The sequence below is a fragment of the Paraburkholderia sp. GAS82 genome, assembly GCF_050436285.1.
Taxonomy (GTDB): domain Bacteria; phylum Pseudomonadota; class Gammaproteobacteria; order Burkholderiales; family Burkholderiaceae; genus Paraburkholderia; species Paraburkholderia phenazinium_B.
Genome location: NZ_JBNDLX010000006.1, coordinates 536613 through 553485 on the forward strand (window position 1 = coordinate 536613; position 16873 = coordinate 553485).

Here is a 16873-nt window from a genome sequence, read left to right on the forward strand (position 1 = left end):
AGATAGCAGTTGACCGTATGACCGATCCGATCGACGAAGCGCCGGCGCAACCGACGGCCTTCGAACTGGTGGGCGGCGAGACGCGCGTGCGCGAACTCATCGACCGTTTCTACGACCTGATGGACCTCGAGCCCGAATTCGCGGGGATCCGCGCGCTGCATCCGCCGACCCTCGACGGCTCGCGCGACAAGTTTTTCTGGTTCCTGTGCGGCTGGCTCGGTGGCCCTGACCACTACATCAGCCGCTTCGGCCATCCGCGTCTGCGCGCCCGGCATCTGCCGTTTGCGATTGCTTCGAGTGAGCGCGATCAGTGGCTGCGGTGTATGGCGTGGGCGATGCAGGACGTGGGACTGGACGAGCCGCTGCGTGAGCGCCTGCTGCACTCGTTCTTTGATACGGCCGACTGGATGCGGAATCGGCCGGATTGATGGGGAAGGGGAGACACGTCAGATGAGCGGGCTGTCTGGTTCCGTTGCCTATGACGCCGCAGCCGATTACGCCGCGCTCGACGAGCGGGCGCGGGTGGTGCTCGATTGCTGGTTCGGTGCGCCGGATTCCGTTACGTATGGGCAGGACAGAAAGCTGTGGTTCAAGCGCGATGCCGCGTTCGACGCCATGCTGCACGAGCGCTTCGGTGAACTGCTCGAGCTCGCTGCGCAGGGAGCCCTGGACGCGTGGGCCGTTACACCGCTTGGGGGTCTTGCGCTTGTTATCGTGCTCGATCAGTTTTCACGCAATCTATATCGCGGGACTGCGCGAGCATTCGCTGGCGATGCGCATGCGCTGAGGATTGCCAGGCAAATGATCGCAAACGGTGCAGACCAGCTTCTGCCGACCCTGCTTCATCGTGCCTTCGCATATCTGCCGTTCGAGCACGACGAGTCGCTTGCCAGCCAGCGCGAATCGCTGCGGCTGTTCAAACCGTTCGAAGCGCAGCCGAAGAGAATCGCAAGTTACTACCAGGCCGCAGTCAGACACGCGGCGGTCATCGAACGGTTTGGGCGGTTTCCACATCGCAACGCGGCGTTGGGGCGTATGTCTACCGAAGAAGAGCAGGATTTCCTGCGCAAACCGGGATCGTCGTTCTGAGGAGCGCGTGCTGTGCCCAGGTAATCGAGCGCGGCAGGCGAACGAAAAATCAGCGTCCGCCGGCTATATCAAGCACTGCGCCGGTCACATACGAAGCCGCATCGCTCAGCAGCCAGACGATGCCTTCCGCGACTTCATCTGCGCTGCCGGGACGACCGAGCGGCGTCTGCGAGCCAAGCACCGCGGCGCGGTCCGGACGCCCACCGCTGGCATGGATCTCGGTATCGATCAGACCGGGCCGCACCGCGTTCACGCGTATCCCTTGCGGGCCGAGTTCCTTGGAGAGGCCAATCGTCATCGTGTCGATGGCGCCTTTCGAGCCCGCGTAATCGACGTATTCGTTCGGCGCCCCGAGACGCGCGGCGGCCGAAGAGAGATTGACGATCACACCACCTTGGCCGCCGCGGTCCTTCGACATCCGGCGGGCAGCTTCCCGGGCGCATAGATAAGCACCGAGAACGTTGACGTCGAACATGCGCTGCAGGCGTGCCACATCCATATCGGCCAGCGGCATGCCGGGCGCGACGATGCCCGCGTTGTTCACCAGTGCATCGATCCGGCCAAATGCCTCAACGACCGCATCGAACATTCCAATCACGTCTGCTTCGCTCGCCACGTCGCCTTTGATCACGCGGGCATGGCCGCCAGCCCGCACGACCTCCGCCGCGGTTTCCTGCGCGGCGTTTTCGTTGCTAGCGTAGTTCACACCGACCGACCAGCCGCGTGCGCCCAGCAAACGCGCTGTCGCGCGGCCGATGCCGCGGCTTGCGCCCGTGATCAGAACGACCTTCGTCATGGATGACTGCCCCTGTAAGCGGTAAGCGGCGAGCGGCGCTCAAACTGCGTCGCGGTTTTCGGCCCATTTGTCTTTCGGCGGCGACTGATAACCGCGCAGCCTGGCGATCAACGCCACCGGGTCTGAATCGACCTGCAGGATGTCGTGATAGGTCTGGCGCATGAAGCCTTCCTGCACCGTATGCTCGAGCATCGCGATCAGCGGATCGTAGTAGCCGTCTATGTTGAGCAGTGCCACCGGCTTCTGGTGATAGCCGAGTTGCGCCCACGTATAGGCTTCGAACAGTTCTTCGAGCGTCCCCACGCCGCCGGGCATCGCAACGAACGCATCCGACAGGTCCGCCATCATCTTCTTGCGCTGGTGCATGTCGGGCACGACGTGCAATTCGGTCAGCCCGTTGTGGCCGACTTCCTTGTTGACGAGCAGCTCTGGAATCACGCCGATGGCGCGGCCGCCGGCCTCCATCACCGCGTCGGCAATCGTGCCCATCAGGCCGACCTTGCCACCGCCATAGACGAGCGCCAGGTCCGCAGCGACCAGAGCCCGGCCGAAGCTGCGTGCGGCCTCGGCGTAGAGGGGTTTGGCTCCGTTAGAAGAGCCGCAGTACACACATACCGCCTTCATGTTCAAACGTCCTTCGGTTCGTTGCGCGGCGTGGCGCCTTCTTTTTGCGGCAGGTAGTCGTAGAACTCGCGCTTGGGCAGTTTGCCCGAAATCAGGTCGTCGAACAGTTGCCGCGAGCGGCCACGCAGATACGGCGCCATCAGCGAAACGATCTGCACGCTGACCTGATGCAATTCAGCGCGAATCGCTTCCTGCTCGTTGTATTTGCGCGGGTTCATCACGAACTGGTACGACAGCCAATAAGTGCCGATTACGCCGACGTTGGTGGCGATCACGTTCAGTTCATCCGGCGTCGCCACCATTTCGCCGTCTGCGACGAGTTGATCGCAGAACTGGCTGGCAAAGCGCACCTTATGGCTGATGATCTGCTTGAAGTGCGTCTCGAGCGTGCGGTTGCGCGCCAGCAGATCGTTCAGGTCGCGATACAGGAAGCGATAGCGCCATGTGAAATCGACCATGTACTGCAGATAGGACCACATCTCGTCGATCGTCGCGCGATGATCGTCCGGAAAGCGCAGACGCTTTTCGATCTCCTGCTCGAACTGGCTGAAGATGCTGTTGATGATGTCGTCTTTGTTGCGGAAGTGGTAGTACAGATTGCCCGGACTGATTTCCATTTCCTCGGCGATCGTCGTCGTGGTGACGTTCGGCTCGCCGATTTCGTTGAATAGCTTCAACGACAGTTCGAGAATCCGTTCGCGGGTGCGGCGGGGAGGTTTTGCTTCCATGTCGTCCGGCCCTGGTAGCGCCGGGCCGGCCGCGCAGCGCTGTGCCGCTGCTGCCTGCTAACCCTGACGCGGTTGGTATATTTCGAGACTATCGAACGATTATAAACCGACCGTTCTGATACCCAAGCCAAAGTCAGGGTTTTCACGCCGTGGTCGCATGCGCAGCGCGAGGCTAGAGCCACGCGCCGATCCAATGCACCAATAATGGGCCGACAATCAGCACCCACGTCATCAGACACATACCGAGCGCCACCATCACGGCCGCGCTGCCGAGATCCTTGGCGCGCCGCGACAACTCGTGCCGTTCGAGCGAGATACGGTCAATAGCGGCCTCGACGCTCGAATTCAGCAGTTCGACGATCAGCACCAGCAGCACCGAGCCGAGCAGCAACACGCGGCTCACCGGATCGACGGGGACGATCACGCCGCAGGGCACGAGGATGGCTGCCAGCGTCAGTTCCTGGCGGAACGCGCTTTCTTCGCGGATTGCGACCTGAAAGCCTGCCAGCGAGTTTTTCATCGCGTGCCATGCGCGCGTCACGCCGCGATTGCCTTTGTACGGGTTGAACGGCAATGGCGCGAGGGGATCGTCCGGACCGAGCGGCTCATGGGCTTCAGCGTGCGCGTCGTGAGCAGCGCCTGTCGCGGCAGCGGACTGTCGTGCATGGCCCCGGGTCTGCGCATAGTTCGCAGAATGTGAATTCTGTTGCAGCGAAGGGCCAGGCCCGCGGCGCAGCGATGCGCCGTCCGTCGCTTGCGGCGCGCTCGCTTCGTGGACGTCGTCGAACGGATCGATGCCGGTCCGATCCGTTTCGACGGAGTGCAGCGTGTCGTGCGGGGCACGACGGACGCTGGAGGGTCTTGCTCGCATGGGCGGCTTGGCGGAGCGCGTCACGCGGCCGCGCTCTCCTCGCTGAACGTAGGCCGCGGCAGCGGCTTCAGATGCGCGGCGAACTGCTCGGAAGCGGCGGTCCACGAAAAGCGCTCGGCCCATGCGCGAGCATGATTGCGGTCGATTTTCAGCGCTTCGAGGCAGGCCTCGCGCAGATCTTCGTTCATCGCGCCGGCGCCGCCGTCGCCAAGCACGTCGATCGGGCCGGTGACCGGGTAAGCGGCGACCGGCGTGCCGCAGGCGAGCGCTTCGAGCAGCACGAGGCCGAACGTATCGGTGCGGCTCGGGAACACGAACACGTCAGCCGCGGCGTACACCTTGGCGAGTTCCGCCTGGGTCAGCACGCCCAGATAGTTCACCGTCGGATAGCGCGACTTCAGTTCGGCGAGCGCCGGGCCTTCGCCGGCCACCCACTTCGAACCCGGCAGATCGAGCTTGAGAAACGCTTCGACGTTCTTCTCGACGGCTACGCGGCCGACGTACAGAAAGATCGGCCGTGCCGTATTGAGCACCTTCGAATCCATCTGATGAAAGATGTCCAGGTCGACGCCGCGCGTCCACAGCACCACGTTCGTGAAGCCGAATTTTTCGAGGTCGGTCTTGACGACCGGCGTCGGCGCCATCACGGCCAGCGACGCCTTGTGGAACCAGTGCAGGAACTTGTAGGTTGCGGCGAGCGGAATGCCGAAGCGGGCCTGCACGTATTCGGGAAAGCGCGTGTGATACGCCGTCGTGAAGGGCAGCTTATGCTTGATCGCGTAAGCTCGCGCGGCCATGCCGAGCGGGCCTTCGGTGGCGATGTGCAGTGCGTCCGGGGCGAAACCGTCGATGCGTTCGTGGAGCTTGCGCTTCGGGAACAGCGAGAGGCGGATTTCAGGGTACGTCGGACACGGGATCGTCTTGAATTCGAGCGGCGTCAACAGGTCGACACGGTGGCCAAGCGCGGTGAGTTCGCGGGTCGTGTTCTTCAGCGTGCGTACCACGCCGTTGACCTGCGGCTCCCATGCATCGGTGACGATCATGATCTTCATCGGTTTTGGCCCAGTAGAAGTTAAAAGTGATGACGCGGGGGACTGCTAATTGGCCACTAGGCGGTCGCGCGGGCCTTTTGCGGACGCACTTCCGGCGCACGCATCACGGTCCAGTAGATCACCTTGAGTTCACCTTCGAAGGTCTCGACGAGCGCCGACAGGCTTTCGACCCAGTCGCCGTCGTTGCAATACAGCACGCCGTCGATATCGCGAATCTCCGCCTTGTGGATGTGTCCGCAGACCACGCCGTCGCAACCGCGGCGACGCGCTTCATCGGTCATCACACGTTCGAACGAGGAGATGAAATTCACCGCGTTCTTCACCTGATGCTTGAGGTACTGCGACAGCGACCAGTACTGGAAGCCGAGACGGCTGCGGATCCGGTTGAACCAGCGGTTCAGCACGAGGATCACCGTGTAGAGCGTGTCGCCGAGATAGGCGAGCCACTTCGCATGCTGGATCACGCCGTCGAACAGGTCGCCATGCACGATCCACAGGCGCTTGCCGGCGAGCGTGGTGTGAAACGCTTCGCCGCGCACATGGATGTCGCCGAACGCGAGGTCGCAGAACTGGCGCGCGGCTTCGTCGTGATTGCCGGGGATGTAGACGACCTGGGTGCCTTTACGGGCTTTACGCAGGATTTTCTGCACGACGTCGTTGTGCGCCTGCGGCCAGTACCAGCCTTTTTTCAACTGCCAGCCGTCGATGATGTCGCCGACCAGGTACAGGTACTCCGAGTCGTTGTGACGCAGAAAGTCGAGCAGATACGACGCCTGGCAACCACTCGAACCCAGATGGATATCGGACAGCCAGATCGTGCGGTAGCGGTGCGGCTCCTCATGGTCATCGTCCTGATGGCCAGGTTGCGGTTCCGAGGAGAGCGGTGGCAGTGGGATCGGCAGGCCGGCACCGAAGGAGGCAGAGTCCGGCCGGAAAGCGACGGGGTCGACGCTCGGGCCAGTCTGGCGGAACAAGGAAGTCGCGGACGTTTTGGGGTCCATGGCTCACGCGTCGAGTTGCAGTGCCCGTATTGCGCCATCCGCGTGTGACTGTGCCGTGACAGTCACGAGAACTTCTTATTACGCGGAAGGCATGGCGGCAACGACGATGCGTGTACCTGCGAGCCGGTCGTGCAGAAACTGGCGGCTCGCGCCGAGACGCCCGGTGGCGGCCCACAGGACGAACCAGACCGTGGCAATCATCAGCGTGTGCGGCAGCGAGAGGCCGAGCAGGGGATGCAGCGCAAGCGGGGGCAGAAACCACAGCCAGGCCAGCAGATAGCGCAGGACGGCCCGTGGCGCGGACAGCGGCGAGCCGTCGGCGGCGACTACGCGCAGCCGCCAGGTTTTCATGGGTAGGGTTTGTCCGCTGTGGGTCCAAAACCACACAAAGTACAGACCGACCACGAAACCGATCCATGCGGCCATGATGTTGTGATGGGTCAGGCCGTTGCGTTGCTGCGTCAATGTGCTGAAAAGATATCCGGCGATGAACACCACACCGAACAGGATGACGCCCTCATAGAGCATCGTTGCGAGCCGGCGGCGCACCGACGGCGTGGCCGGTAACGGAGCCGCGGGCGGTAGGGGCGTGGCAAGCGGATCGGACACGTTGGGCGCGGTGGGCACGTTCATATGTGGGAGACAGGAGCCGAGGCCGGATCGGGCGCGCCGTGTTCAGGAGCCGCCGTTGTAAATCGACGGTGTTTCGCGTGGCATGATCGGCGCCGGAGTCGGCGCGGGCGCCGGCGGGACAAGGCTGCCGGAGGGCGGCAGCGCAGGCGCGACCGGCAGTGCGCCGCCGGTAGCCGACGCGCTGGCCGTGGCCACGACACCGCTCGCGGCCCGTTCGCGGCCGTTGACTAGGCGTTCGATGTCTTTTAGCTCACTTTTACCGGTGGGCGGAGCGCTCACGACCGTTGGCCGCCGCTTGCGCTCGCTCGCCGCGAGCCGCTCTTTCTGCTCTTCAGGTAACTGCTGATACGCCTTCCAGGCCTTCTGGCGGGCCTCCCGCGGCAGTTCCTTCGAAACCTGGTAGTTTTCCCGCGCGACGCGGCGCTGGTCCGGCGTCAGGCGGACCCATTCGGTCATGCGGTCGTGCAGGCCTTTTTGTTGTTCAGGCGTCAACTTCGAGTAACGTGAGGCGATCTTGATCCATTTTCGCTTACGTTCGACGCTGAAGGTATCCCACACGTCGGCAAATGGCGCCAGGGCGACGTGCTCGGCATCGGAGAGACGCGACCATGACAGCGGGCTGCTGTTGCTGGCCAGTCCCGGAATTTCAACGCCCAATGCCGGGGTAGCAGGCTTGGCGGGCGAACCGCCAGCAGCCGTCGGCGCCGCAACAGTCGAGGCGCTCGGGTAGAAGCGCGGATAAGTGGCGGCAAATGACACGAGGGCCGCAATGGCACACCCGAAAACAACGGCGAGGCCGCGCTTGTAACTCACCCGAAAAGTCTCCCGCTTAGTGCGCGCGCGACAGATACGCGTTGAAGCCGTGATCGAGGTATGCGTTGAGCGGCAGATCGTCACTCAGCATTGCGGCGTCAATATCGGCGAGTTCAGCGGTGCGTTGCTGGTCTTCCCAGTAGGCGATCGCCACGAGGCTGACCACGAGCGCCGCCAGCGGCCAGGCAAGCGCGAAGCGGCGCAGCGGCGAACGGCGGCGGTGCGGGGCTTCGGCCTGCGGCATGCCGGACAGCGCACCGGCAGCGCCGGCGAAGGCGGGCACGAACACGGGCGCGCTCACTGGCTCGGGCTTCTTGCGGGCGAGCGCAGCGCGGCGCGCCACGGCGAGCCGGTCAACGGCGGCGGGGGAAATACTGGCGGCGTTTTCGTCGAGCGCGCGGCGTACTTGCCGCGCGAATTCGAGTTCTTTTGTATCGAGAGAGGAGCTCATAGCGTGATTCCTTTGGCCTTGAGCGCTTGTGCCAGCGTATGCGTGGCTCGCGAACAGTGTGTTTTTACACTGCCCTCGGAGCAGCCCATCGCAGCAGCAGTCTCGGCGACATCCATATCTTCCCAATAACGCATGAGAAACGCCTCCCGTTGACGTGCCGGTAATTTTTGGATCTCGTCGTCAATCAACTGTAAGACTTGTTCGCGCTCAAGCTTCTGTTCATTGCTCTCGGCGCCGACGGAGCCCTCTTGTGCTTCGAATGTCTCCAGCGGGTCGAATTCGTCATCCTCGGAGTTCCCGAGCGACGAGAACAGACTGACCCAAGTATTGCGCACTTTCTGCCGACGAAAAAAGTCGTGCATCGCATTCTGCAGAATACGCTGAAACAGCAGCGGAAGTTCAGCTGCTGGTCGGTCGCCGTATTTTTCGGCGAGCTTGATCATCGCGTCTTGCACGATGTCGAGCGAGGCGTCGTCGTCCCGCACGGCGTAGACCGTCTGCTTGAACGCGCGCCTTTCGACGCCCGCCAGAAAATCGGCGAGTTCCTTGTCTGATGCCATCCGTTGGGGGTCGGCGCAGCGAGCGTGCGCGTAATCGATCGAAATTGTCGTAAAACTGGCGGATGCTAACAAACTTTCGCCCCGCTGGGGAAAAACACGAAGCCCTATCGATGCCTGCGACAGCGTTTTGTCCTGTTTTGACCATCCTGGGACGGATGGCGCGGAAATATTTTCTTGACCATCTCGCCGTCAGCAGATATCTTCGACGGTTCGCAACATAAGTGACTTGTCTCATTTGAGGTGTGGCCCAAGAAGCTCACCTGTCAAAGTGGACGCGCCGCTTGAACCCGAGCCACAAGCCCGGCAGAGAGCACCCGATCAATTTTTTGCCGAAAATTCGAAAGGTGATTGTGATGAATATGCCCAGCGCGGAATTCTCCACGTCGGATACGACTCCCCATCGCGAAACTGACTCCTCGATTGGCGCCACCGTGCTTATGCGCGCATTGGCCGACGAAGACGTCGAGTTTGTCTGGGGCTATCCTGGCGGCTCGGTACTCTACATCTACGACGAGCTGTACAAGCAGGACAAATTCCAGCACATCCTCGTGCGCCACGAACAAGCCGCTGTCCATGCCGCAGACGCGTATTCGCGTTCCACGGGCAAGGTCGGCGTGTGTCTCGTGACCTCCGGCCCCGGCGTCACCAATGCGGTGACCGGCATCGCGACCGCCTACATGGATTCGATTCCTCTGGTGGTGATCAGCGGCCAGGTGCCTACAGCCGCCATCGGCCAGGATGCGTTCCAGGAGTGCGATACGGTCGGCATCACGCGTCCGTGCGTGAAGCACAACTTCCTCGTGAAGGACGTGCGCGATCTCGCCGCCGTCGTCAAGAAAGCGTTCTACATTGCCCGTACCGGCCGGCCCGGCCCGGTGCTGATCGACATTCCTAAAGACGTATCGAAAGCGCCTTGCCAGTACGAACCGCTGAAGAGCGTGTCGCTGCGCTCGTATAACCCGGTGACGAAAGGCCACTCGGGCCAGATCCGCAAGGCCGTGTCCTTGCTGCTCGGCGCGAAGCGTCCGTATATCTACACCGGTGGCGGCATTATCCTGGCGGATGCGTCGCGTGAGCTGAACCAGTTTGCCGATCTGCTCGGCTACCCTGTCACCAACACGTTGATGGGACTGGGCGGCTATCGCGCGAGCGACAGGAAATTCCTCGGCATGCTCGGCATGCACGGCACCTACGAAGCCAACATGGCCATGCAGAACTGCGACGTTCTGATCGCCATCGGTGCGCGCTTCGACGACCGTGTGATCGGCGACCCGGCGCATTTTTCGTCGGTGCCGCGCAAGATCATCCATATCGACATCGATCCTTCCTCCATCTCCAAGCGCGTCAAGGTCGACATTCCGATCGTGGGCGACGTCAAGGAAGTGCTGAAGGAGCTGATCGAGCAGTTGCAGACGGCCGAACATGGCCCGGACACCGCGGCGCTCGCCTCCTGGTGGAAGGACATCGAAGCCTGGCGCGCCAAAGACTGTCTGAAGTTCGACCGCAAGAGCGACATCATCAAGCCGCAGTACGTGGTGGAAAAGGCGTATGAGCTCACCGACGGCAATGCCTTCGTGTGTTCGGACGTCGGCCAGCACCAGATGTGGGCGGCACAGTTCTATCGCTTCAACAAGCCGCGCCGCTGGATCAATTCCGGCGGTCTCGGCACGATGGGCTTCGGCCTGCCGGCGGCGATGGGCGTGAAGATGGCGCACCCGGACGACGACGTGCTCTGTATCACGGGCGAAGGCTCGATCCAGATGTGCATCCAGGAACTCTCGACCTGCAAGCAGTACGAAACGCCGATCAAGATCATTTCGCTGAACAACCGCTATCTGGGCATGGTGCGCCAGTGGCAGCAGATCGAATACAGCAAGCGCTATTCGCATTCGTACATGGATGCGCTGCCGGATTTCGTGAAGCTCGCCGAAGCATACGGCCATGTCGGCATGCGGATTGAGAGGACAGCGGACGTCGAGCCGGCGCTGAAGGAAGCGCTGCGCCTGAAGGATCGCACCGTGTTTCTCGACTTCCAGACCGATCCGACCGAAAACGTCTGGCCGATGGTTCAGGCCGGCAAGGGCATCACTGAGATGCTGCTCGGGGCGGAAGATCTATAACGACGGTTCTGTAGCGCCGGCTTCTTTCTGCGCGCCTCCACAAAAGGCGAGGGCGAACGAAGCGGCGCGAACCGGCTCGCATACGTCGACAAAACATCTGGAAGAAGCGAAATCATGAGACATATTATTTCCGTCCTGCTGGAAAACGAACCGGGCGCGCTCTCGCGCGTGGTCGGCCTCTTTTCCGCACGCGGGTACAACATTGAAACCTTGACGGTGGCCCCGACCGAAGACCATTCGCTGTCGCGCATGACCATCGTTTCCATTGGCTCGGATGACGTGATCGAACAGATCACGAAGCATTTGAACCGCCTGATCGAGGTGGTGAAAGTGGTCGACCTGACCGAGGGCGCCCATATCGAGCGCGAGCTGATGTTGATCAAGGTAAGGGCGGTCGGCAAGGAACGTGAAGAGATGAAACGGATGTCGGACATTTTCCGCGGCCGCATCATCGACGTCACCGAGAAGACCTATACGATTGAACTGACAGGCGCGAGCAACAAGCTCGATGCCTTCATTGAAGGGCTCGACGCCACCGCGATTCTCGAAACGGTCCGCACGGGCAGCTCGGGGATCGGTCGCGGCGAACGCATTCTGAAGGTTTGACGCCGGCTTGTATCGATCGAGGCCGGGCAGTGCCTGCACCCACCCGGCCATGCAATACATTCGCACTATTTGAATTTCACCGATTTCACTGAATTTAGCCAAGGAACAGACATGAAAGTTTTCTACGACAAAGACGCTGACCTTTCCCTCATCAAGGGCAAGCAAGTCACCATCATCGGCTACGGCTCGCAAGGCCATGCTCACGCGCTGAACCTGAAGGAAAGCGGCGTGAAGATCACGGTCGGTCTGCGCAAGGGCGGCGCATCGTGGAGCAAGGCGGAGAACGCCGGCCTGCAGGTCAAGGAAGTGGCGGAAGCCGTGAAGGGCGCAGACGTCGTCATGATGCTGCTGCCGGACGAGCAGATCGCCGAAGTCTATGCCAAGGAAGTGCACGCCAACATCAAGGAAGGCGCAGCGCTGGCCTTCGCACACGGCTTTAACGTGCATTACGGCCAGGTGATCCCGCGTGCGGATCTGGACGTCATCATGATCGCGCCGAAGGCTCCGGGCCACACGGTGCGCAGCACCTACTCGCAAGGTGGCGGCGTGCCCCACCTGATCGCGGTTGCGCAGAACAAGTCGGGCGCAGCACGTGACATCGCGCTGTCGTACGCAGCAGCGAACGGCGGCGGCCGTGCCGGCGTCATCGAAACGAACTTCCGCGAAGAAACCGAAACCGACCTGTTCGGCGAACAGGCGGTTCTGTGCGGCGGTACGGTCGACCTGATCAAGGCTGGCTTCGAAACCCTGGTGGAAGCGGGCTACGCGCCGGAAATGGCGTACTTCGAGTGCCTGCACGAACTGAAGCTGATCGTCGACCTGATCTATGAAGGCGGTATCGCCAACATGAACTACTCGATCTCGAACAACGCCGAATACGGCGAGTACGTGACGGGTCCGAAGATCGTGACGGCTGAAACGAAGAAGGCCATGAAGCAGGTGCTGACCGACATTCAGACGGGCGAGTACGCCAAGAGCTTCATCATCGAAAACAAGGCTGGCGCGCCGACGCTGCAATCGCGTCGCCGTCTGACGGCTGAACACCAGATCGAAACGGTCGGTGCAAAGCTGCGTTCGATGATGCCGTGGATCGCCGCGAACAAGCTGGTCGACCAGTCGAAGAACTAAGCTAGCTGTCGTTCCTGACCGGCGCGGCGCTTTTACGAAAGGCGCCGGTCATGCAAAAAGCCGCCCAAGGGTGCTGAACCCTGGGCGGCTTTTGCTATCCTACGGTTTTACAAAAATACAGAAGCCAATCCATGAATTACCCTCATCCGATCATCGCGCGCGAAGGCTGGCCATTTATTGCCATCGCGGCCGTCGTTGCGTTGTTGATCCAAGCCTTCGCGGGATTCGGCTTTGCCTGGCTGTTCTGGCTGCTGCTCATCTTCGTCGTGCAGTTCTTCCGCGATCCGGCTCGTCCCATTCCCACGCAACCCAATGCCGTGCTGTGCCCGGCTGACGGACGCATCGTGGCGGTCGAAACGACGCACGATCCGTATGCGAACCGTGAAGCGCTGAAAATCAGCGTGTTCATGAACGTGTTCAATGTGCACTCGCAACGCTCCCCGGTGGACGGTGCCATTTCGAAAGTCGAATATTTCCCGGGCGCGTACCTGAACGCCGCGGTGGACAAGGCTTCGACCGAAAACGAACGCAACGCGCTGGTGATCGAAACGGCCAGCGGCCATACCGTGACCTCGGTGCAGATCGCCGGTCTCATCGCTCGCCGTATTCTTTGCTATGTGCGCTCCGGCGAGCCGCTCACGCGCGGTCAACGTTACGGGTTTATCCGCTTCGGCTCGCGTGTCGACGTGTATCTGCCGGTGGGCAGCCGTCCGCGTGTGTCGATTGGCGAGAAGGTTTCGGCATCGTCGACCATTCTTGCCGAACTCGAACTATAAAGCGGCACAAGGGAGGTTTTTCCGATGGCCGCATTCAAGCGTCGTCCCCGTAACACGGCTGCACCGCAGCCGCGGCCGTTCCGTCGCAACAAGCCGATGGTGCAGGACGCAGTGCCGATCGACAGCCGCCGCGCAGCGCGCCAGCAGTTTCTGAGAAAGCGCGGCATTTACCTGCTGCCTAATGCGTTCACTACAGCGGCGCTGTTCTGCGGCTTCTTCGCAGTCGTGCAGGCCATGAACGTGCGCTTCGAAGTGGCCGCGATTGCGATTTTCGTCGCCATGGTGCTCGACGGCATGGACGGCCGCGTCGCACGGATGACGCATACGCAAAGCGCCTTCGGCGAACAGTTCGATAGCCTCTCGGACATGGTGTCGTTCGGCGTCGCGCCGGCGCTCGTCATGTACGAATGGGTGCTGAAGGACCTGGGGCGCTGGGGCTGGCTCGCGGCGTTCGTCTACTGTTCGGGCGCAGCGCTGCGTCTGGCGCGGTTCAACACCAACATCGGTGTGGTCGACAAACGCTTCTTTCAGGGCATGCCGAGCCCGGCAGCGGCGGCGCTGATCGCGGGTTTCGTGTGGCTCGCCACCGATAACCGCGTGCCCGTCAAGCTGGTCTGGCTGCCGTGGGTCGCCTTCGTGCTAACCATCTATGCCGGCGTGACGATGGTGTCGAACGCTCCGTTCTACAGCGGCAAGGCGCTCGACGTGCGGCACCGTGTGCCGTTCGGCGTGATCCTGCTGGTGGTGATGGCCTTCGTGCTGGTGTCGTCCGACCCGCCGTTGATGCTGTTTGGCCTGTTTGTGCTGTATGGCCTGTCGGGTTATGTGTTCTGGGGCTACCAGGCGTTGCGGGGCAGGGCCAATCCGGCTCGTTCGGTGCAGCGCGAGCGCTGACAGAACTCCGACACGTGCGCTGACGTGCCGAGTGCGCGCGGCTTGGTTGCAAGCCTGCGCGCCCGGTTCAGCGCGGTGCTTTCTGCGTCTTGTTACGATCGAAACGGCGGTCTTCCGGCTGCCGTTTTTCTTTGGCGGACACGCTATGCGGCAGACGCCCCGCCAGGCGCGGACGCCGCCGCAGCATCAGGTTCCGAGCCAATTGCACGATTTTCCGAATGCCGCTATAGTCTACGGATGGTTACCTCACAGTTCCCCTTCCAGTCTCTTCAAGCCGGTGCGCTTCTATGCGTGCTAGCGCTAGCGCGTCTACCGCGCTGATCGTTTTCGCCCTCCGTCTGCCTCGTTCGTTGTTTGGCGTCGCCTGCGGTGGCGCAAACACCCGAATTTCGTTTTCCGACTCCCTATTTGACCGAATCCTCCCAGGAGACCCGAGATGGCAGACAAACTGATCATTTTCGACACGACGTTGCGCGATGGCGAGCAATCGCCCGGTGCGTCGATGACGAAGGAAGAAAAAATCCGCATCGCCAAGCAGTTGGAGCGCATGAAGGTGGACGTCATCGAAGCCGGCTTTGCGGCGAGCTCGAACGGCGACTTCGATGCGATCCAGACGATCGCTTCGATGATCAAGGACAGCACGGTCTGCTCGCTCGCCCGCGCCAACGACAAGGATATTCAGCGCGCTGCCGATGCGCTGAAACCCGCCGATCACTTCCGCATCCACACGTTCATTGCAACGTCGCCGCTGCATATGGAAAAGAAGCTGCGCATGACGCCTGACCAGGTGTTCGAGCAGGCAAAGCTGGCGGTGCGTTTTGCGCGCAAGTTCACCAATGACGTGGAATTCTCGCCGGAAGACGGCAGCCGCTCGGACATGGATTTCCTGTGCCGGGTGCTGGAAGCAGTGATTGCAGAAGGCGCCACCACGATCAATATCGCGGATACGGTTGGTTACGGCGTGCCGGAACTGTACGGCCAGCTCGTCAAGACGCTGCGCGAACGGATTCCGAATTCGGACAAAGCGGTGTTCTCCGTGCATTGTCATAACGACCTCGGCATGGCCGTGGCGAATTCGCTGGCGGGTGTGCAGATTGGCGGCGCGCGTCAGGTGGAATGCACGATCAACGGTCTCGGCGAGCGCGCGGGCAACACCTCGCTCGAAGAAATCGTGATGGCCGTGAAGACCCGCAAGGATTATTTCGGCCTCGAACTCGGCATCGATACAACACAGATCGTGCCGGCCTCGAAGCTGGTGTCGCAGATTACCGGTTTCGTGGTGCAGCCGAACAAGGCTGTGGTTGGTGCGAATGCATTTGCGCACGCGTCGGGCATCCACCAGGACGGCGTGCTGAAGGCGCGCGACACCTACGAAATCATGCGTGCCGAAGATGTCGGCTGGAGCGCGAACAAGATCGTGCTCGGCAAGCTGTCGGGCCGCAATGCGTTCAAGCAGCGTCTGCAGGAACTGGGCGTTTCGCTGGAGAGCGAAGGCGAGTTGAATACGGCATTCGCGCGTTTCAAGGAACTCGCCGATCGCAAGTCGGAGATTTTCGACGAAGACATCATCTCGATCGTCACCGAAGAATCGGCCGAGGCGCAGCAGAAAGAGCACTACCAGTTCCTGTCGCTGTCGCAGCACTCGGAGACGGGTGAGCAGCCGCATGCGCGCATCGTGTTCACCGTCGAAGGCAAGGAAGTGACCGGCGAAGCGCGCGGCAACGGCCCCGTGGATGCCACGCTCAATGCGATCGAAACGGAAGTCGGCAGCGGCTCCGAGCTATTGCTGTATTCGGTGAACGCGATTACGACCGGTACCCAGGCGCAAGGCGAAGTGACCGTGCGACTGTCGAAGAGCGGACGTATCGTGAACGGCGTCGGCACTGATCCGGATATCGTCGCGGCATCTGCGAAAGCCTATATCTCGGCGCTCAACAAACTGTATTCGAACGTCGACAAGCTCAATCCGCAGCGTTCGGAAGGCGTGTAAGGCCGGCGGCGCGACCCGCGCCACGGCTCACAAAAAAGGCCCTCGCCGCACAATGGCGAGGGCCTTGTTGCATCTGGCTTGTGGTTCAGGCTTTAGGCTTCTGTGCGTGAGCCACGTGCTCAGAAGAAACTGCGGCGATCCGGATCGTGCAGCGGATCAGGCGATTTCTGCGTGGTCCTCAAGATGCCCTGATCGTCGAAATAGAAGCTGTACATCATGTACCAGACGTTGTCTTCCAGGTAGCGATAGGTCCAGACCTCGCGTTTCATCAACGGGTAGTACGACGTTTCTTCCGGACGACCGAAATTCACCAGCACGTCGCTCTTGGTCCACTTGCCGATGTCGGCCTTGTAGAACTCGTTGGGCTGCAGGACCTGGCGCACGCTGACGATCTTGCCGGAGCCGTCGATATCCGCGGCGGTGGTGGTCTCACCCATCGGCTGGGTGGGCCACATCAGACGTTTGCCGCCGTTGGGCAGATCGTAGACTTCGCGCGGTGGGCCGAGCTTGGCGACGATGGTGGATTCGTCCGCTCCCTGCTGGAATTGCTGCCACGGCTGCACGCAGCCCGCGAGCAGCAGCGCGCCGAGGCTGGCGAGCGCCGCGCGCCGCAGATGCCCGTGCCGCTGCCGTGCCGACCCGATGGTCGAGGCGAACGCGGATGTGAGGCGGGTAAGCATGAATTCCTCCGATAGCATTGGATGGCGGTTTTTATTCTCGATACGCAATATTTTGACACGC

At 61.6% G+C, this 16873-nt stretch carries 19 protein-coding genes; 8 read left to right on the plus strand and 11 right to left on the minus strand.

All coding sequences use genetic code 11. From position 1 onward, the window contains the following. The first annotated feature begins 17 nt into the window (after nt 1–17). Nucleotides 18–428: a group II truncated hemoglobin gene (locus P3T17_RS21620; protein WP_429408820.1), complete on the plus strand. Its 411-nt coding sequence runs from the start codon at nt 18–20 to the stop codon at nt 426–428. Nucleotides 429–450: 22 nt separating this feature from the next. Next, complete coding sequence (locus P3T17_RS21625) at nt 451–1089, plus strand: DUF924 family protein (RefSeq protein WP_429408821.1); 639 nt, start codon at nt 451–453, stop codon at nt 1087–1089. Nucleotides 1090–1138: 49 nt separating this feature from the next. Here the strand turns inward: P3T17_RS21625 and P3T17_RS21630 are convergent, their stop codons facing one another. The 10 genes from P3T17_RS21630 to P3T17_RS21675 all read right to left on the minus strand — a co-directional run bounded on the left by P3T17_RS21630 (nt 1139) and on the right by P3T17_RS21675 (nt 8618). Next, nucleotides 1139–1885 (minus strand): SDR family oxidoreductase, encoded by a 747-nt coding sequence (locus tag P3T17_RS21630; protein ID WP_074265330.1) that lies wholly within the window; start codon nt 1883–1885, stop codon nt 1139–1141. A 39-nt stretch (nt 1886–1924) separates the two neighbouring features. Beyond that, nucleotides 1925–2509, minus strand: coding sequence for a TIGR00730 family Rossman fold protein (locus tag P3T17_RS21635; RefSeq protein ID WP_429408822.1), 585 nt, complete (start codon nt 2507–2509; stop codon nt 1925–1927). A 2-nt stretch (nt 2510–2511) separates the two neighbouring features. After that, nucleotides 2512–3237 (minus strand): TetR/AcrR family transcriptional regulator, encoded by a 726-nt coding sequence (locus tag P3T17_RS21640; protein WP_074265328.1) that lies wholly within the window; start codon nt 3235–3237, stop codon nt 2512–2514. Between the two features lie 172 nt (nt 3238–3409). Continuing rightward, entirely contained in the window at nt 3410–4108 is a 699-nt protein-coding gene (locus P3T17_RS21645) for a diacylglycerol kinase (protein ID WP_429408823.1), read from the minus strand. 20 nt (nt 4109–4128) lie between these two features. After that, nucleotides 4129–5160, minus strand: a complete 1032-nt coding sequence (locus P3T17_RS21650) for a glycosyltransferase family 4 protein (RefSeq protein ID WP_074265327.1) — start codon at nt 5158–5160, stop codon at nt 4129–4131. Between the two features lie 56 nt (nt 5161–5216). Further along, nucleotides 5217–6161, minus strand: a complete 945-nt coding sequence (locus P3T17_RS21655) for a UDP-2,3-diacylglucosamine diphosphatase (protein ID WP_074265326.1) — start codon at nt 6159–6161, stop codon at nt 5217–5219. Nucleotides 6162–6239: 78 nt separating this feature from the next. Next, nucleotides 6240–6770 (minus strand): RDD family protein, encoded by a 531-nt coding sequence (locus P3T17_RS21660; protein ID WP_429408861.1) that lies wholly within the window; start codon nt 6768–6770, stop codon nt 6240–6242. Between the two features lie 66 nt (nt 6771–6836). Further along, complete coding sequence (locus P3T17_RS21665; protein WP_429408862.1) at nt 6837–7607, minus strand: DUF3106 domain-containing protein; 771 nt, start codon at nt 7605–7607, stop codon at nt 6837–6839. Between the two features lie 16 nt (nt 7608–7623). Then, on the minus strand, nt 7624–8058 hold the full coding sequence (locus tag P3T17_RS21670) for a DUF3619 family protein (RefSeq protein ID WP_074265324.1): 435 nt from the start codon (nt 8056–8058) through the stop codon (nt 7624–7626). Next, nucleotides 8055–8618: an RNA polymerase sigma factor gene (locus P3T17_RS21675; RefSeq protein WP_074265323.1), complete on the minus strand. Its 564-nt coding sequence runs from the start codon at nt 8616–8618 to the stop codon at nt 8055–8057. The genes P3T17_RS21670 and P3T17_RS21675 overlap by 4 nt, the downstream gene beginning before the upstream one ends. Nucleotides 8619–8971: 353 nt before the next feature. Here P3T17_RS21675 and P3T17_RS21680 point away from each other — a divergent pair, with 353 nt between their 5' ends. From P3T17_RS21680 to P3T17_RS21705, 6 genes are all read left to right on the plus strand, one after another. Further along, entirely contained in the window at nt 8972–10738 is a 1767-nt protein-coding gene (locus P3T17_RS21680) for an acetolactate synthase 3 catalytic subunit (RefSeq protein ID WP_074265322.1), read from the plus strand. A 114-nt stretch (nt 10739–10852) separates the two neighbouring features. Continuing rightward, the gene (gene ilvN / locus P3T17_RS21685) at nt 10853–11344 is read left to right on the plus strand and encodes an acetolactate synthase small subunit (protein WP_074265321.1); all 492 of its coding nucleotides are present in this window, start codon (nt 10853–10855) and stop codon (nt 11342–11344) included. A gap of 111 nt (nt 11345–11455) precedes the next feature. Next, nucleotides 11456–12472, plus strand: coding sequence for a ketol-acid reductoisomerase (ilvC, locus tag P3T17_RS21690; protein WP_074265320.1), 1017 nt, complete (start codon nt 11456–11458; stop codon nt 12470–12472). 131 nt (nt 12473–12603) lie between these two features. Next, nucleotides 12604–13248 (plus strand): phosphatidylserine decarboxylase, encoded by a 645-nt coding sequence (locus P3T17_RS21695; protein WP_074265319.1) that lies wholly within the window; start codon nt 12604–12606, stop codon nt 13246–13248. 24 nt (nt 13249–13272) lie between these two features. Beyond that, nucleotides 13273–14142 carry a CDP-diacylglycerol--serine O-phosphatidyltransferase gene (pssA, locus tag P3T17_RS21700; protein WP_074265318.1) on the plus strand — a complete coding sequence of 290 codons (870 nt, stop codon included), beginning with the start codon at nt 13273–13275 and terminating at the stop codon, nt 14140–14142. Between the two features lie 436 nt (nt 14143–14578). Further along, nucleotides 14579–16132: a 2-isopropylmalate synthase gene (locus P3T17_RS21705; RefSeq protein WP_074265317.1), complete on the plus strand. Its 1554-nt coding sequence runs from the start codon at nt 14579–14581 to the stop codon at nt 16130–16132. A gap of 119 nt (nt 16133–16251) precedes the next feature. Here the strand turns inward: P3T17_RS21705 and P3T17_RS21710 are convergent, their stop codons facing one another. Further along, nucleotides 16252–16812: a hypothetical protein gene (locus tag P3T17_RS21710; RefSeq protein WP_174567516.1), complete on the minus strand. Its 561-nt coding sequence runs from the start codon at nt 16810–16812 to the stop codon at nt 16252–16254. Nucleotides 16813–16873 lie beyond the last annotated feature (61 nt).

What these genes read in the sequence shown, in the direction of transcription:
- P3T17_RS21620 (WP_429408820.1), top strand. Translation starts at nt 18, where the DNA reads ATGACCGATCCGATCGACGAAGCGCCGGCGCAACCGACGGCCTTCGAA.
- P3T17_RS21625 (WP_429408821.1), top strand. Translation starts at nt 451, where the DNA reads ATGAGCGGGCTGTCTGGTTCCGTTGCCTATGACGCCGCAGCCGATTAC.
- P3T17_RS21630 (WP_074265330.1), bottom strand. Translation starts at nt 1,885, where the DNA reads ATGACGAAGGTCGTTCTGATCACGGGCGCAAGCCGCGGCATCGGCCGC.
- P3T17_RS21635 (WP_429408822.1), bottom strand. Translation starts at nt 2,509, where the DNA reads ATGAAGGCGGTATGTGTGTACTGCGGCTCTTCTAACGGAGCCAAACCC.
- P3T17_RS21640 (WP_074265328.1), bottom strand. Translation starts at nt 3,237, where the DNA reads ATGGAAGCAAAACCTCCCCGCCGCACCCGCGAACGGATTCTCGAACTG.
- P3T17_RS21645 (WP_429408823.1), bottom strand. Translation starts at nt 4,108, where the DNA reads ATGCGAGCAAGACCCTCCAGCGTCCGTCGTGCCCCGCACGACACGCTG.
- P3T17_RS21650 (WP_074265327.1), bottom strand. Translation starts at nt 5,160, where the DNA reads ATGAAGATCATGATCGTCACCGATGCATGGGAGCCGCAGGTCAACGGC.
- P3T17_RS21655 (WP_074265326.1), bottom strand. Translation starts at nt 6,161, where the DNA reads ATGGACCCCAAAACGTCCGCGACTTCCTTGTTCCGCCAGACTGGCCCG.
- P3T17_RS21670 (WP_074265324.1), bottom strand. Translation starts at nt 8,058, where the DNA reads ATGAGCTCCTCTCTCGATACAAAAGAACTCGAATTCGCGCGGCAAGTA.
- P3T17_RS21675 (WP_074265323.1), bottom strand. Translation starts at nt 8,618, where the DNA reads ATGGCATCAGACAAGGAACTCGCCGATTTTCTGGCGGGCGTCGAAAGG.
- P3T17_RS21680 (WP_074265322.1), top strand. Translation starts at nt 8,972, where the DNA reads ATGAATATGCCCAGCGCGGAATTCTCCACGTCGGATACGACTCCCCAT.
- ilvN (WP_074265321.1), top strand. Translation starts at nt 10,853, where the DNA reads ATGAGACATATTATTTCCGTCCTGCTGGAAAACGAACCGGGCGCGCTC.
- ilvC (WP_074265320.1), top strand. Translation starts at nt 11,456, where the DNA reads ATGAAAGTTTTCTACGACAAAGACGCTGACCTTTCCCTCATCAAGGGC.
- P3T17_RS21695 (WP_074265319.1), top strand. Translation starts at nt 12,604, where the DNA reads ATGAATTACCCTCATCCGATCATCGCGCGCGAAGGCTGGCCATTTATT.
- pssA (WP_074265318.1), top strand. Translation starts at nt 13,273, where the DNA reads ATGGCCGCATTCAAGCGTCGTCCCCGTAACACGGCTGCACCGCAGCCG.
- P3T17_RS21705 (WP_074265317.1), top strand. Translation starts at nt 14,579, where the DNA reads ATGGCAGACAAACTGATCATTTTCGACACGACGTTGCGCGATGGCGAG.
- P3T17_RS21710 (WP_174567516.1), bottom strand. Translation starts at nt 16,812, where the DNA reads ATGCTTACCCGCCTCACATCCGCGTTCGCCTCGACCATCGGGTCGGCA.